The sequence below is a fragment of the Nostoc sp. genome (genome assembly GCF_036917375.1).
Lineage (GTDB): Bacteria > Cyanobacteriota > Cyanobacteriia > Cyanobacteriales > Nostocaceae > Nostoc.
In genome coordinates this window covers 11,977-26,630 of sequence record NZ_JBALDN010000089.1, presented here as the reverse complement: position 1 = coordinate 26,630, position 14,654 = coordinate 11,977, and the positions used below count along the sequence as shown (strand labels likewise).

At 42.1% G+C, this 14,654-nt stretch carries 6 protein-coding genes and 1 pseudogene; 3 read left to right on the top strand and 4 right to left on the bottom strand.

What is annotated here, in order from left to right; translation table 11 throughout:
- Nucleotides 1-134 precede the first annotated feature (134 nt).
- The 3 genes from V7K45_RS22675 to V7K45_RS22665 all read left to right on the top strand — a co-directional run bounded on the left by V7K45_RS22675 (nt 135) and on the right by V7K45_RS22665 (nt 3,881).
- The gene (locus V7K45_RS22675) at nt 135-1,034 is read left to right on the top strand and encodes a hypothetical protein (protein ID WP_335007282.1); all 900 of its coding nucleotides are present in this window, start codon (nt 135-137) and stop codon (nt 1,032-1,034) included.
- Nucleotides 1,035-1,048: 14 nt separating this feature from the next.
- Nucleotides 1,049-2,971, top strand: coding sequence for an Hsp70 family protein (locus V7K45_RS22670; RefSeq protein WP_335007236.1), 1,923 nt, complete (start codon nt 1,049-1,051; stop codon nt 2,969-2,971).
- Nucleotides 2,972-3,056: 85 nt separating this feature from the next.
- Nucleotides 3,057-3,881 (top strand): zinc-dependent peptidase, encoded by an 825-nt coding sequence (locus tag V7K45_RS22665; protein ID WP_335007235.1) that lies wholly within the window; start codon nt 3,057-3,059, stop codon nt 3,879-3,881.
- Nucleotides 3,882-3,933: 52 nt separating this feature from the next.
- Here V7K45_RS22665 and V7K45_RS22660 read toward each other — a convergent pair whose 3' ends face one another.
- The 4 genes and pseudogenes from V7K45_RS22660 to V7K45_RS22640 form a co-directional block, all read right to left on the bottom strand.
- Nucleotides 3,934-4,389: an EVE domain-containing protein gene (locus V7K45_RS22660; protein ID WP_335007234.1), complete on the bottom strand. Its 456-nt coding sequence runs from the start codon at nt 4,387-4,389 to the stop codon at nt 3,934-3,936.
- Between the two features lie 34 nt (nt 4,390-4,423).
- A pseudogene (locus V7K45_RS22650) lies at nt 4,424-5,430 on the bottom strand (IS630 family transposase).
- Nucleotides 5,431-5,654: 224 nt separating this feature from the next.
- Nucleotides 5,655-11,588 carry a hybrid sensor histidine kinase/response regulator gene (locus V7K45_RS22645; protein WP_335007233.1) on the bottom strand — a complete coding sequence of 1,978 codons (5,934 nt, stop codon included), beginning with the start codon at nt 11,586-11,588 and terminating at the stop codon, nt 5,655-5,657.
- 122 nt (nt 11,589-11,710) lie between these two features.
- The gene (locus tag V7K45_RS22640) at nt 11,711-14,650 is read right to left on the bottom strand and encodes a methyl-accepting chemotaxis protein (protein ID WP_335007232.1); all 2,940 of its coding nucleotides are present in this window, start codon (nt 14,648-14,650) and stop codon (nt 11,711-11,713) included.
- Nucleotides 14,651-14,654: the final 4 nt, after the last annotated feature.

The window sequence follows — 14,654 nt, the reverse complement described above, 5'->3', positions numbered from 1 at the left end:
GGTAATTTGCAATCAACCTAATTCATAATTAGTAATTATGAATTATTTCGTCATTATTCTGATTACAAGGTGAAATGAAAAAACGAGTGTTCATTTCACCCCTAATTAATAACGTTAAAGTCTTAGTCAACGCAATGAAAACAATTACTTCACTTTTTAGCGAAGAACGCAACCAACTCCAGACAGATATTGATAACACAATCGGGATTGAGCAAATAGTTAAACTGGTTCAAAACCGACTCGATAATCTCGAAAGAATTTACATTGAAAAGCTTAATTTAGCTCAAGTTCGTCTGGCTTCTTTTTTTCTGGATACGCTGCGGCAGTCCATCGCTACTCTGGCTGCGGCTAATTATCTTCAAGTTGCTCCAACCGAACAAAGGCAAATTACTAATATAGGGACAAAGTTGTTTAGCAGCAGATTAATCCTGAAACTGCTAAAGGGACTAATTTATATAGGCATCTTAGGTTCGTTGTTTTCCTTAACTAAAACTACCCCAGGTGCTTGGATGGCTATCTTATTAACCTCTCTACTTATCGGACTAGAAATTGTACTTCAACTCGAATCAAACAACCAGCAAAATAATTCTATATCTGAAGGAGTATTGGAATTACCTCAACCGATTCTCCGGGTTGATAGCAAAGTATTTCTAGATCATCTTGGCGATGCTCTCAACACTATCGACCTAGCAGTGGCTAGAGTAGAAGAATCAAATAAATATGAAGGCGATTTAGCAATAGAAGAACTGCCAGAGCTATTGAATTTTCTCCAAAGACTAATGGGCGCATCCAAACTTGATAAACCCCAAATGGCTCATGAACTGGCGAAACTTCTGCCACAGATTTTAATGTCTCAGGGAATTAATGCTCAAATTTACCGATCGAATAGCGATCGCGAGTATTTTGACTTTGAGCCAAGTATCGACCCCGATACTAAAGAACACGTGACTTTAACACCGGCTTTGTTGAAAGGCGATCGCTTGATTAGACGCGGTAGGGTAATTGAACCAGCATATTCCTCTGCTAGAGAATAATAGACAATAAGGGTATGGAAATTTTAGAAACAATCGGTTTTGATTTGGGACACGGTGAAACGGCTCTAGCTAAAGCGATCGTGGAAAGCATCGAACCCCCTCAGATGTTGGAGATTAATAACAAAAAGAACCAAATTACAGCTCTTGGCTGGCATCCTAAACTCGGTTATCTTGTAGGGGAACAAGCATTAATTCAAGCTGGCGTTACTCAACTGACAATCTCTTTCAAGCAAAAACCCAACAACGATCCCAAATATCGAGAAACAATTAGCACTTTTGTGGCAACCTACTACCGCCTTTTGAAAGAAACTAAACAACTTGCAGGTGGGGAAAGTAGCTATTTTTACATTGGTTGCCCTTCAGGATGGTCAGTTAGCGATCGCACCGAATACCAAAAGCTACTTCAAGAAGCTGGTATTCCCCAACTCAATGTTGTGCCTGAATCGCGGGCTGCTTTCATGCAAGCCAAGGAAGCCGGGAAGTTGGAGTATGACAAACTTGTTGCATCGGTGCTAATTGTCGATATTGGTTCTTCAACCACAGATTTTACTCTGGTTAAAAGTTTAGAAGAAATCCCGATAGATTTCGGGAGTAATACTTTAGGTGCATCCCTAATTGACAAAGCTATTTTTGCCCGGACTCTTGCCAACCACGAGCAAAAAGCATTACTCGAAAAAGTATTTCAGGAATATCCCCATCACCAAGCTCGTTGTGAACTTGCTTGCCGCAAAGCTAAAGAAGATTACTTTTCTAATGAACAGTTATACAGCGATCCTGAATCCTTTGCGCGTGGGTTCGAGTCGATCAATGAACAGATTTATTTTATTCCCCAAGTGAATAAATTGATGATGGAGGAAATTTTAAATCAACCCTTACCAGAACTGGAAAATCATAGTTGGATTAAATCATTTCGCAACTCTTTAGAGGAGGCGAAAGAGAAGCTAGAAAAACTTGGAATCGTGCCGAAACTTGTGCTGATGACTGGCGGTGCATCTCGCATGAAGTTTACGCACATTCTTTGTCAGGAAATGTTTCCCGAACCAGAAACGCTGCTTCGCCCCGATCCAGAACCGGAACGGTGCATTGCAATGGGTTTAGCACGAGTCGGACGATGGGATTTGCGTGCTGCTGCTTTTAAGCAAGAAGTAAACAAACTATTTACCTCAAACCAGCTTAAAGGTTTAATTGAAAGGCATATTCCAGAGTTAATCGAATCACTAACTAAGCCTTTGGCGGATGGCTTAATTGTCAACGCAGTTAAACCAGGTTTAAAAGATTGGCAAAAAAACAAAATACGGACTTTAGCCGATTTGGAAACAGCTTTGATCGGTCGGGCAGAACAATGGCTCAAAAGCGATCGCGCCGTGCAGATAATTAATCATCAATGCGCTGCTTGGTTTAGCAATAAAATCCAACCCGATTTAGCCGCACAAACCGATCCAATCTGTCGAAAGTTTCAGATACCTAGAAGCAGCTTAAGGTTCCAGGATAGTATTGACCCAACTTTTGTTAACCCAGAATTACAAATTGGAGATGCTATTCTGGCTGAGACAGTAGCATTTATCGTCAATGTAGTAATTGGTGGAGGCGCTGTGGCTAGCATCATCACTCTCATCCTAACAGGGCATTTAACCTGGCCGATTGCACTAGTATATGGGGCTTCGTTGATGGCAGCAGGAATGGAGCTAAATCGTAAGAGCGTTCAAGAAGTAATTAAGACAAATGTAGATGTACCTAGTTGGATGCGTTCTAGTTTTTTGAACGACAAAAAAATTGAGGATATATGCGAGCAAATCAAGCCTGAGTTAGAGAAAGTTCTTCAACAACAACTGACAGCAAATCAAGAAGCTTTTGATAAACTGATTGTCAAAGTTGAGCAAGGAGTTCAAAACAGCCTTTCCAGCAAAGTTCAATCTTGCATAATTTTGATCCAATAGCGGTAGTTAGTGAGCCACAACGATAACAATTATTCTACACTTTCTGCTTACCCATGAATTAAATATGTAAGCTGCTCAAAAGTCAATGATTAAAACAATAGTTTTCTTTCTTATCATTGGGCTGATTATCGCTGGGATTTTACTCAATCCAATTTTAATCAAAAGGCGAAGGAATCGTCTCAAACATCGTCCTTTTCCTCCACTGTGGAATGCCATTATTGAAAATAATCTTCCTATTTATCTGTGTCTCTCTCCCGATGAAATCAGACGACTTCAGGGACATATTCAAGTATTCTTAGCAGAAAAGCAATTTATTGGCTGTAGAGGATTACAGGTGACAGAGGAAATGAAACTGACCCTTGCTGCTGTTGCCTGTTTACTTCTATTAAATGAACGTGGGCAGTACTTCCCCAGACTTCGTTCGATTCTGGTGTATCCCAACGCTTATTTTGTTCAGGAAACGAATTCCGTCGGAAAATATGTTGTTGAGGAAAGGCGTGTAGCAAGACTGGGTGAATCGTGGACAAATGACCAAGTAGTAGTGTCTTGGGAACAAGTGAAACAAGACATTAATAACTGGAGAGATGGACGTAACGTTGTGCTTCATGAATTCGCCCATCAGTTAGATCAAGAAGATGGTAAAGCTGAAGGAGTTCCAATACTCCAAAACAACTCAGACTATGCTATTTGGGCGAAGGTAATGACAGAAGCATATCAGCAACTTTGCAATGATGTTCTACAAGGTGCAAAGACGGTAATGGATAGCTATGGCGCAACAAATCCCGCAGAATTTTTCGCCGTAGCGACTGAGACATTCTTTGAAAAACCGTACCAATTGCTGTCTAAGCATCCGGCACTTTATGAGCAACTGCAACGTTACTATCAATTAGATCCTGTGCAATGGGTGTGAACTAAATACAGCATTCAGAATTCAGAATTCAGGAGTAAAACACGCTTTATATCTAGGAGTTTTTCATCGCCAGAATCTTCAAAGCTACTGCTTCAGGGACAGGCATCACTGATAATCGATTTCCTTGTCTCAGTAACATTAACTCTTGGGCGCTAAACTTCTCTTTGAGTATTGATAGAAAGATGGGGTTAGAAAAAGTCTCAACGAATTCCACTACAACTGTTTGCCAGCGAGGTGATTCGGAACTTGATTTTGGGTCGTAGTATTTACTTTCTGGCTCAAATTGGGTTGGGTCAGGAATATCTTTTTTCACTACACGCATTAACCCAGCAATACCGGGGGGATTTGTGCTGGAGTGATAGAAAAAAGCTAAATCTCCTTCATCCATAAGGCGCAAAAAGTTGCGAGCTTGATAATTGCGAACGCCATCCCAGATAGTCTCCTTCTGCTGTTGAAGGTCAGCAATGCTATAGGCTTCTGGTTCTGATTTCATTAACCAATAATTCATCTACAGAAATTATGTATAGCAACCACCAGATTGGTTAGGACGATAAACTGAGGACATGCTCTATGGCTTCTCGTAATGTTTCAAAATGCTTTAGTTGTTTGCGAATGCGGCTTTTTAGCCACGACCAGCATTTTTCAATCCGGTTTAAGTCTGGTGAATAGGGTGGTAAGTACCACACCTCACAGCCTAGTATAGTCTGCCAACCCAAAAATGCTAAGTGAGGACTGGGGAAAGGGGAAAGGGAAAAGGGTAAGGCATTTAAACCCTTTCTCCCTTCCCCCTTCCCCTTTACCCCGCCAAGTCACGAAAGCGAACTACTAGAGCCCGAACCAGTTGCTGAATGCGTTCGCCTTTATCAAAGGTGGCATTGTCAATCACCAGTTTCTGCCCTGGTCTGAGGGTGGGAATCAAGCACGTTTCTAACCAAGTTTCAAATACCTCTCGATTGCAAGCTCCTTCAATCGTGAACGGTGCTAAAAGCTGTTGCCCACAAAGTGCAGGAATCATGTTGACTCGACCTGTTCTGCGACCGGACTTCAGGTCATGAAAGCGCTCTTTTTGAGGACTGTAACCATAGCCATAGTCGTCTCGATGATCCATACCTGACTCATCCGCGTAAACAATCTGTTCATTTTTAAGGGTGGCTAGCTGTTCGACAAAGGCTTGGCGTAATTGTTCATCTCTTTCACGGTAGCTGTAGGTCTTTTTTTTCGCGTAAACCCAATCTTCTTCAACGCACGTGATATTGTGCGATTGCTGATCTCTTCATCCCACAACTCAGCCATTTCTACCTGGGTTTTATCGCCATAGGTTTCGGCAAAGGCTCGAAACTTCTCCCAGTCAGCGATCTTGTTATTCTTGCCCCGATGCTCACTTACTTTGGCTTGGAAGTCCCCCGTTTGAGCTTTACGTCGCAACCATAAATTGATGGTGTTGCGGAAGACAGTTAAAATGTTCGCTGGCTTCACAGCGCTTCATGCCATTGAGTTCGCTCGCCTCAATAACTTTTTGGCGCAGGTCGTAGCTGTAGGGTTTGGGCATGACAGAAATAGGACGGAAAAGTGGAAGGGCTTTTCTATTCTATGTCCTAACCATGATGGCGGCTGCTATACATAATTGTTCTCAAAAAGAAAGCCCCGTCAGAAGCCGGGGCTAAACGTGCTATTTTTGCTTATAGAACAATTGTACTACTGAAAAATAGTATCAGCTTTAATCGAGGTAGAAGCGTATACACTTTTCCCTCAAATCGAAGTATTTTGGTTGATTTAGTTAACGAGTTTCTCTCCTTTCAGCATCCGCGCCGCAGCTTCAAGTAGAGCTTCTTCGAGATAGGGCTTGGTAAAGTAGCCACTAGCACCGAGTTGAGCGGCAATTTGTCTGTGCTTGTCTGCACCGCGCGAGGTGAGCATTGCGATCGGTAAGTGGTTAAGGTTAGAGTCTTTCTGGATGCGAGAGAGTAATTCCAGTCCATCGCAACGGGGCATTTCGATGTCGCAAAATACGATATCGCAAGGCAGACCGGAGCGGAGTTTATCCCAAGCTTCCTGACCGTCACGTGCCTGTTCTACGCGATAACCTGCTTTGTTAAATGTCAGGGATAGCAATTCTCGAACTGTAATTGAGTCATCGACAATCAGCACTGTCGGGTCAATCTTCGCGGGAGAGGTATCTGGAGGAGTGAGTTTTTGTTGCCAAGAATTGCCACCAGCTTGTGTAGAAATCCTTCCTTGGAAGATATCAATTATTTCCAGTACATCAGCAATGGGCATAATCCGACCATCGCCTAAGACTGTAGCACCAGCTACACCAATTGGTTTAGGTGCTGGCCCTTCAAATTGCTTAATTACAATTTCTTGTTCGCTTAACACCAGGTCAATCTGTAGAGCAATCAGGGTATTTGCCGATCGCACCACAACCACAGAAACCATATCATCATCTCTGGTACCGCCATAGACATTACCGCGACTGATTTGGCGATTGAAGGTTAAAAGTTCCTTCAGGGGTCGGAATGGTAGCACCGTATCGCGCCAGGAAATAAATGATTGCCCATTGGCATCATGCTGAATATTTTTGACGGGAATATCTAGCGTATCTTCTACACCGTCCATCGGGAAGGCGATCCTGGAGCGATCGGAGACGCAGCAGAGAGCTTTACAAATACTCAGAGTCAGTGGTAAACGAATAGTAAAGGTAGTTCCCTTGCCGATCGCAGAATCGGTGTTAACTGTTCCCCGAATTTCGCTAATCTCGGAGCGCACTACATCCATACCCACACCACGACCAGAAATTTCATCGGCTTGGTCTTTAATCGTAAAACCAGACTGGAATAGCAGATCGTAGACTTCCAGGCGAGACATGGCTTTTGCCTGCGCTTCTGTAATCATGCCAATCTTCACAGCCTTAGCCTTAACCTTTGCGGAATCGATACCTGCGCCATCATCGCCTACAGAAATGATCGTTTGGTTGCCTTGGTGGAAAGCACGGATAGTAATGATTCCTACAGGTGGTTTACCAGCAATTTGCCTCTCTTCTGGCGTTTCAATACCGTGAGCGATCGCATTATTCAGCATATGAGTCAACGGATCGGTCAGATGATCCAAAATCATCTTGTCAATTAAGGTATCGCCACCTTCGATCACCAACTCTACTTGTTTGCCACACTTGATGGCGTTGTCGCGCACTCCTCGCCGCCAGCGATCGATAGTTTGAGCAAAAGGCACCATTCGCGCTCTCGTTAATCCCTCTTGTAGCTGGGTGGTGACTTGGCGGAACTGCCTAGCGACTCGTTCGGTTTCTTCGGTAACAAAATCAATGTCACTTGCTGACTCACGCACTCGTACAATGCGTTCAATCATCTGCTGTGAGAGTGTATGGAACGGAGTAAAACGATCCATTTCTAGTTCGCTAAAACCCCTGTCAGTATTGGAATCAGAGGCTTGTAAGCCGTCGGGGTCTTTCTTTTTGCGTCCCGCTAACAGAGAAGCTTCCAGTAGCGATCGCTCGTACAACTCCTGCATCCTTGCACCCACATCTGAGAGTTGTTGTACCTGAATTAGCAAGTTATCTAATGACTGTCGCAGTCGTTCATGATCCTGCTCTAAGGTATTGCGGTTTACCACCAACTCCCCAACTAAATTACTCATATCGTCCAGTTGCTTAACTGGAACCTTCATAGTTTCTTCAAATCTCGCAGCCCGACGAGTAGAGGGACGTGTAGCTTGGCTGGTGTTCGATTTTACTACAGTAGAATGGGATATTGTTTGATTCGCTTCTGCCAGCAATTTCTCTAAGTCACCAAATTCATCTTTTATGGCTGGTGATGGAATAGCATTTTTAGCTGAGACTGGTTGAGTTTTGAAAGGCTGGCGTTGGGGTAGCCCGTCGTAGACATCGCTGTTGTTATCTGTACTTAGCAAGTCTTCCAAGGCAGCAAAATCTACTTCTGGTATCTTCTTAGTTTTGGGGATGGGTGCTACATCCTCTCCTAATAATGCTGCCAAGTCTGCAAATTCATCTTCTTGAGCAACTATTTCAGTGGTTTCTGTAAACAATAAATTATTTTCAACAACTGTATTTTCTGTTGACTCAAAGGTAGTTTCTAAATTATTATTTTCCTCAGTCTCTAAAACTTCTGGGCTTGTCTGGACTGAATCTGAAGTTTCCTCAAAACTGACGGTTTCTGATAGTTCATCCACAGTCTTCTCTGTGGTTTCCATCTGAATATAGGTCAATTCATTTGTTGCGGCATCTTCAAACAGCAGTTGTGAATTTTCATCGATAGAGCCGAACAAATCACCTGACTGTACTTCGGCTGATGCTGAATCTGAATTTTCCTCAAAACTGACGATTTCTGATAGTTCATCCACAAGATTCTCTGTGGTGTCCATCTGAATATAGGTCAATTCATTTGTCGCCACATCCTCAGAGTCGAACAGATCGCCTAGCTGTGCTTGGGATGATTCTGAATCTGAATTTTCCTCAAAACTAATAGTTTCTGATAATTCATCCACAGTCTTCTCTGTGGTTTCCATTTGAATATAGGTCAATTCATTTGTAGCAACATCTTCAAACAGTAGTTGTGGATTTTCATCAATAGAGCCGAACAAATCACCTGGCTGTAATTCGGCTGATGCTGAATCTGAAGTTTCCCCAAAACTAATAGTTTCTGATAGTTCATCCACAGGATTTTCTGTGGTGTCCATCTGAATATAGGTCAATTCATTTGTTGCGATATCTTCAAACAGCAGTTGTGGATTTTCATCGATAGAGCCGAACAAATCACCTGGTTGTACTTCGGCTGATGCTGAATCTGAATTTTCCTCAAAATTAATAGTTTCTGATAGTTCATCCACAGGATTTTCTGTGGTTTCCATCTGAATATAGGTCAATTCATTTGTTGCGGCATCTTCAAACAGCAGTTGTGAATTTTCATCGATAGAGCCGAACAAATCACCTGACTGTACTTCGGCTGATGCTGAATCTGAATTTTCCTCAAAACTGACGATTTCTGATAGTTCATCCACAATATTCTCTGTGGTGTCCATCTGAATATAGGTCAATTTATTTGTCGTAATATCCTCAGAGTCGAACAACTCACCTAGCTGTGCTTGGGATGATTCTGAATCTGAAGTTTCTCCAAAACTAATAGTTTCTGATAGTTCATCCACAGTCTTCTCTGTGGTTTCCATCTGAATATAGGTCAATTCATTTGTTGCAACATCTTCAAACAGCAGTTGTGGATTCTCCTCAAAAGAGCCTAATGAATTAACTTCCAGATCGACAGCAGATATATCTGGGCTTCCATTAGTAAATTCTGGAACAAAATCTAAAGATTCTGGTTGTTGTGGTCTAAGAATTTCTTCTCCAGGATGCTGCGCGAACAAAGGCGTTTCAGGTGTGGAGGTATCGTTGATTATAGGAGAAATAGTTAAGTTACTTGATGTTAATTCATCAAATAAATTCTCTCCAGAGTCTGATGATAATATCAAATCTAGCTGTTCTTGATGCTGGAAATTGATATCAAAATCTTCTTCTATATCAAAATTGGCTATAGGAGAAGGTATGGACTGCTGATTATCAGCAAAAATGTCATCAGCCACCGCGGTAAACAAACTTTCATCTAACGCCCTTTCCACATTCTGCTCAATTAAGGAATTGAATTCGTTCTTTTCCTCTGTGGTTTCCTGGTTCCAGAAGTTGCTTAAATCGTTTTCTGATTGAGAAAACTCAGGTTCTGTTACTGGAGGTGTATCAAATAAATCACTGATTTCTGGTTCAGTTGTCGATAGTTGTGGCTCTTCCATTTCAGCAAACAGGTTGTCCAAAGACAAGTCTGTTGGCTGAGGTAATTCTATATAGTCACTAGGGGTAATTTCTTCTACCCAATTTGCATTTTTAGTTTCTAAGAATAAGTTATCAAAATTATTTTCTTGGTTAGTAGATCGTTCCACACTAGTGAACGGCTCAGTTTCTGGTTGAGTGACATTGCTGGTTGGCAATAGGTCATCATCATCTAACCCCAGTGTCAAGAAATCTTCAACTACACTATTTTGGACAATCGCGCTATTAGTCTGGTTTGTATCACTAGAAATATCAATAAATTCTTGTAAAATTTCGGAAGAAGATGAGTCTAAATTTATTTCAAATTCGTTAATATCGCTCAACTCTAAAGGCGTAGCAGATGTTTGTTGATTTTGCGGTTCAGAATTATCTTTTTCTAAGAAATTGTCGCCAAATAACAAAGATAAATCTTCTGTTGTAGCAGTAGTTGTTGGGTGTAGCGCGTTGCTTATATCCTCATTAAAGGAGAGTAAATCAGATAAATCATTATGAGCGTCTTCAGCCTCAGTGCTGTTCAAATCAATTCCAAAGTCATCGGTAGTAACAATATCTAAGGTTTCTTCTTGATGCCAGCTTTCATCTAGTTCGGGAGTTTCACCATCAAATAAATCGGCAAGGGTATTTAACTCAGCTATTCCTACCTCTGGGCCATTGGGATCGAGATTGTTACTGATTGGGTGTGCTTCGTCATGTGTGGTGAAAGTAAGACTAGTGTTTCTACTCTCGTTTAGTGGTATTCCTTGTAACTGAAGAGAAGGGCGTTCGTCAGAGACGTTGGCGTAGCTATGTTCTTCATTTGTCTGGGCTAACGCCTTGGTGTCACCAGATAGAATTGACTCTGATTCTGTCAAAACCGGAGATTGTTCATCAAATAAATCAGGGGTAATTTCTAATAACTCAATTTCTGCAAAGCTTAAAAGTGCCTCTAGTTGCTGACTAATTGCAATTTCGGCTTCTCTACCTTGCAGAACTAATTCTTGAGCTTGTTTGATTTCGGTAATGACAATTTTAGCTAAAGTCAGATAAGTATTTTCGGGATTGCCGATCGCACTGGCTGCTGCTTGACACAAACCACACCAATTGGGCAAATTCCAAGTTTCACCAAGTTTGACTAACTGGTGACAGCATTGCTGGAGGTTTTGCCGAGTTGAAGGTGTTGTAGTTTGCTTAAATAATTGCAACATTTCCCGCAGTGTTTGCAGCACTTGGGCTTGAAACTCACTCCAGTCATTATTTTCTTTAGCAGTGACTGGCGTAGCGAGTCCGCGAGTGTCTAACGCCTCTTGGGGTGCTACCGAGTCTGGAGATTCCTGATGGGTGTATTCTGCCAGATCGGGAATGTCTCGCCGCATGAAAATTTCTGTAAGTGTGGAGACATTCTCTATAGAGGTTGTGAGTTCTGTTGCGTCAGAACTGCTGGCTACTCCACTCTTTGCTTGTTCTACAAGTAATTCCAGATGCTGATACAGCCATTGAAAAACTGGCTCAGTTTCTGACATCAAAGTATTAGCTGCATCTTCAGAAAGACCATAAGGCCCACTCAAATGCTCTAACAGCGATTTTAGGGTATCAGAGACACCAAGAAATAAAGACTCTAACTTTTGGTCAATCTGAACCGGATTATCTTTGAGAATTTTGAAACAATCTTCCAGACGGTGGGAGGTATGCTGAATGCTAGTTAATCCAAGCATCGCCGCTCCTCCTTTGATGGAGTGAGCCGCCCGGAAGACCTCACTGATCATTTCCGGGTCGTTCAGAGTACCCTCTAAATTCAGCAAGCCCTGCTCAATGGTATTCAGGTGATCCCTGGCTTCTTCGATAAAGTAACCCAAAATCCGCTGTTGTTGTTCCGGCAGCATAGTTTTTTAGTCAAGAGTCATTAGTCATTAGTTATGAGTCATTAGTCATTGGTCACTTGTACTAAGCGTTGCCGAAGTATTGGTCATTAGCAAATAACAAAGGACAAAGGACAAATGACAATTTATCTAGTTTCCATAGTTTCCACTCGGAAACGTTCAACGGAGGCGATCAAGTCACGAGATACACCTACTAAGTGTTGTAGGGCACCTGAAACTCGCTGTGCTTCTTGGGAAGTTTCTTGCGCGGTCAGTTCTACTGATTGCATTACATGAGCAACGGCGCGGGAGGTTTCAGTTTGTTCCACAGTGTCGCTAGTAATAGATCGCACAAGAATATCGATGCGATTCGCCACTTGAATAATGTTTTCGAGCGATCGCTTGGCATCTTCTGCCAATTTTGTACCTTTAATTACTTGTTGTGTGCCTTCTTCCATCGCGGTCATTACAGAGCCTGTTTCGCTTTGGATTTGCATCACAATTTGTTCAATTTCTTTCAGAGATTTAGCAGATTTATCTGCTAACTGGCGCACTTCATCTGCTACAATTGCAAACCCGCGTCCCGCTTCTCCCGCCCTTGCCGCCTCAATACTAGCGTTGAGTGCCAGTAAGTTTGTTCTGGAAGCAATTTGAGAAATCAACGCCACAATTTTAGAAATTTCTTGGGAAGATTCCGCCAACCGCTTCACTTTGCGAGTGGTTTCGGCAACAGTTTCTCGAATTTCTAAAATCCCCGCCACGGTATTTTCTACTGCTTCGCCACCTTTGAGAGCGATCGTACTTGCATCGCGGGCGACGGTTTCCGCTTCCCGCGCCGCTTCCGCTACCCGCTGAATCGAGTCGGTCATTACCTGTACAGAATTCAACGTTACTGCTAACTCTTCTGCTTGGCGCAAAGCATCACTAGATAATGCTCTCGCAAAGGTTTCGGAGTTGGTTGCACCTTTTGTTACATCCTTCGCCGCCACTTTTACCTGTTGAACAATATCCCGCAGGTTTTGAATTGTTAGGTTAAAGGCGTCAGCTACGGCTCCCAGTACGTCAGCTGTCACTTCCGCTTGGACTGTTAAATCGCCTCTAGCAGCTCCTTCCACATCATCCAACAAACGAATCACCTGACGTTGCAGGTTTTCTTTGGCTTCCTCTTGTTCATCGGCTTTGCGTTGGGCTTCACTTGTGGTTGTGAAAATTACCCGCGCCATTTCATTAAAGCCAGTGGCTAAATGCCCCAATTCATCTTCGGAAAACACTGTAGCTTGAGCATTCAGATTTCCTTGACGTACAGCCTCAAACTGAGCTTGGAGGTCATCAGTTGTGCGCCGAATTTGTTTAAGCGCCAGATTCCCCATGAAGCCTGCGGTAGCAAAACCTGCAATCCCAGCGGCTAGTGACATTGCCCAACCTGTGTTTCGTACTGATTCTCGTTGTTGGGGTGGCGAAAATGTGGTAGCGACAAAACTAACTGTGGCTACAACCAGCGCTGAGACAATGCCTACACTTCCAGCAATTAGCCATTGTTTGCGTTCGATGGAGGCATTTTCTAATGGTGCTAACCATCCCTGCTCGATACTGACATTGGGTTCTAGTTTGGAGATATCTGTTTGGCTAAAGACTGGAACGGCTTCATGGGAACCAGTCATTGAGAAAAGTTCCTCTTCGCGATCGGCTGAATTACTTGCAAAAGCCTCTGCTACTTGAGGGCGTCCAGTGTCACTAGTTTCTGATGGAGCAGAATGCATTGCGACATTACCGAAGTCAGAATCTCCTTCGATCAGGTCAAACCCTGGAATATTGCCTAAATCGTCAAATTCCTCAAAGTCATCTAAAAACTCGATATTGCTCTTAGAATTTTCTCCATTCAGTATATTGCTTGAGTCTTCATAAGAGTTTAAGCCCTCTGAGCCAAAGGCAGACTCAAATGCTTCCATATCAAAATTTTCATCATCATCAAATCTATTTTTACTGATGAATTCACCTGATTTAAACTGTTTTTCCTGCCGAGGTAAATTACTATTAAAAGATGATTCATTATTGGGTAAATTCGGCTGAAAATCTGATTCTGCCTCCACTTTTTTTGGTGTTAACCAACTATGGGATTCGGTTTCAGAAAAATTATTTTGGCTGCCGTTTTCCAAATTATTTGTTATTGGCGAATCATTTATCGGTTCTTCTGAAACAATCAGTAAAGTTTCGTCTCCAAAACTAGATTTTTTATATTCTAAATTTCCCATAGCCCGATCTGGAGACTTTGGCTCACTCAACAAATCAGGGAAATTATTCTCGTTATTACCAGTTTGTGATTTAGAAGATGAAGAGTTATTATTGTCAATAGTTGAATTTCCGTAAAGAGAATTTATCCCGTTATCTGAGAATTGACTATTTGCTAATGATTCTTCGGAAATATCTTCTGAGATACTTTCCTGCCAAAAAGCAGGTAACTCTAATTCTGTGTTTTCCTCCCAGTTTTTACTTGACTCTTGTTCCTGTGATTCTTCATTCATGGCAAAAGGGTCATCAGCAAAAGCTATAGAAGAATCTGATATTTTTTCTGTTCCAATACTATCTTCTGTGGGCAGATCGAATGGACTTTTTGAAGATGTATCTTCAATGCCATTCATACTTTCTTGATGCTCTCCAAAAAAGTTCAAATCAAGGTTGTCGCTGTCAAACTCCTGATTAGCTTTTAAATCTTCTAATTCTGATTCGCTATATGCCAGTGGATCGGATATCTCTGAAGAATTTATTTCCTCTTGACTTTCTGATGGATCGATCTGCCCACTAAATGACTCTAAATATTGATTGATATTGTCAATTCCATTCTTGGCAAAACCAATAATTTCTCGATCGTTAGTCAAGCCTAACACCTGTTGATATTCTTCTTTTGCTACATCATAGTGCTGTAAAACATAGTAGATGTGACCCCTCAACAAATGGGTATTGGGGTCATCTGGTAAATTTTGCACCACTTGGTCAACTAAAGTGGCCGCAACCTCATAATTTCTTTGAACATAGGCGGTCATCGCCTGTTGATATGTTGGCTCGTAATTATCAATACTTGCTGCCATTTCC

Excerpts from the sequence above, each read along its gene's own strand:
- V7K45_RS22660 (WP_335007234.1), bottom strand. The coding sequence starts at position 4,389 with ATGAATTATTGGTTAATGAAATCAGAACCAGAAGCCTATAGCATTGCT.
- V7K45_RS22645 (WP_335007233.1), bottom strand. The coding sequence starts at position 11,588 with ATGCTGCCGGAACAACAACAGCGGATTTTGGGTTACTTTATCGAAGAA.
- V7K45_RS22670 (WP_335007236.1), top strand. The coding sequence starts at position 1,049 with ATGGAAATTTTAGAAACAATCGGTTTTGATTTGGGACACGGTGAAACG.
- V7K45_RS22640 (WP_335007232.1), bottom strand. The coding sequence starts at position 14,650 with ATGGCAGCAAGTATTGATAATTACGAGCCAACATATCAACAGGCGATG.
- V7K45_RS22675 (WP_335007282.1), top strand. The coding sequence starts at position 135 with ATGAAAACAATTACTTCACTTTTTAGCGAAGAACGCAACCAACTCCAG.
- V7K45_RS22665 (WP_335007235.1), top strand. The coding sequence starts at position 3,057 with ATGATTAAAACAATAGTTTTCTTTCTTATCATTGGGCTGATTATCGCT.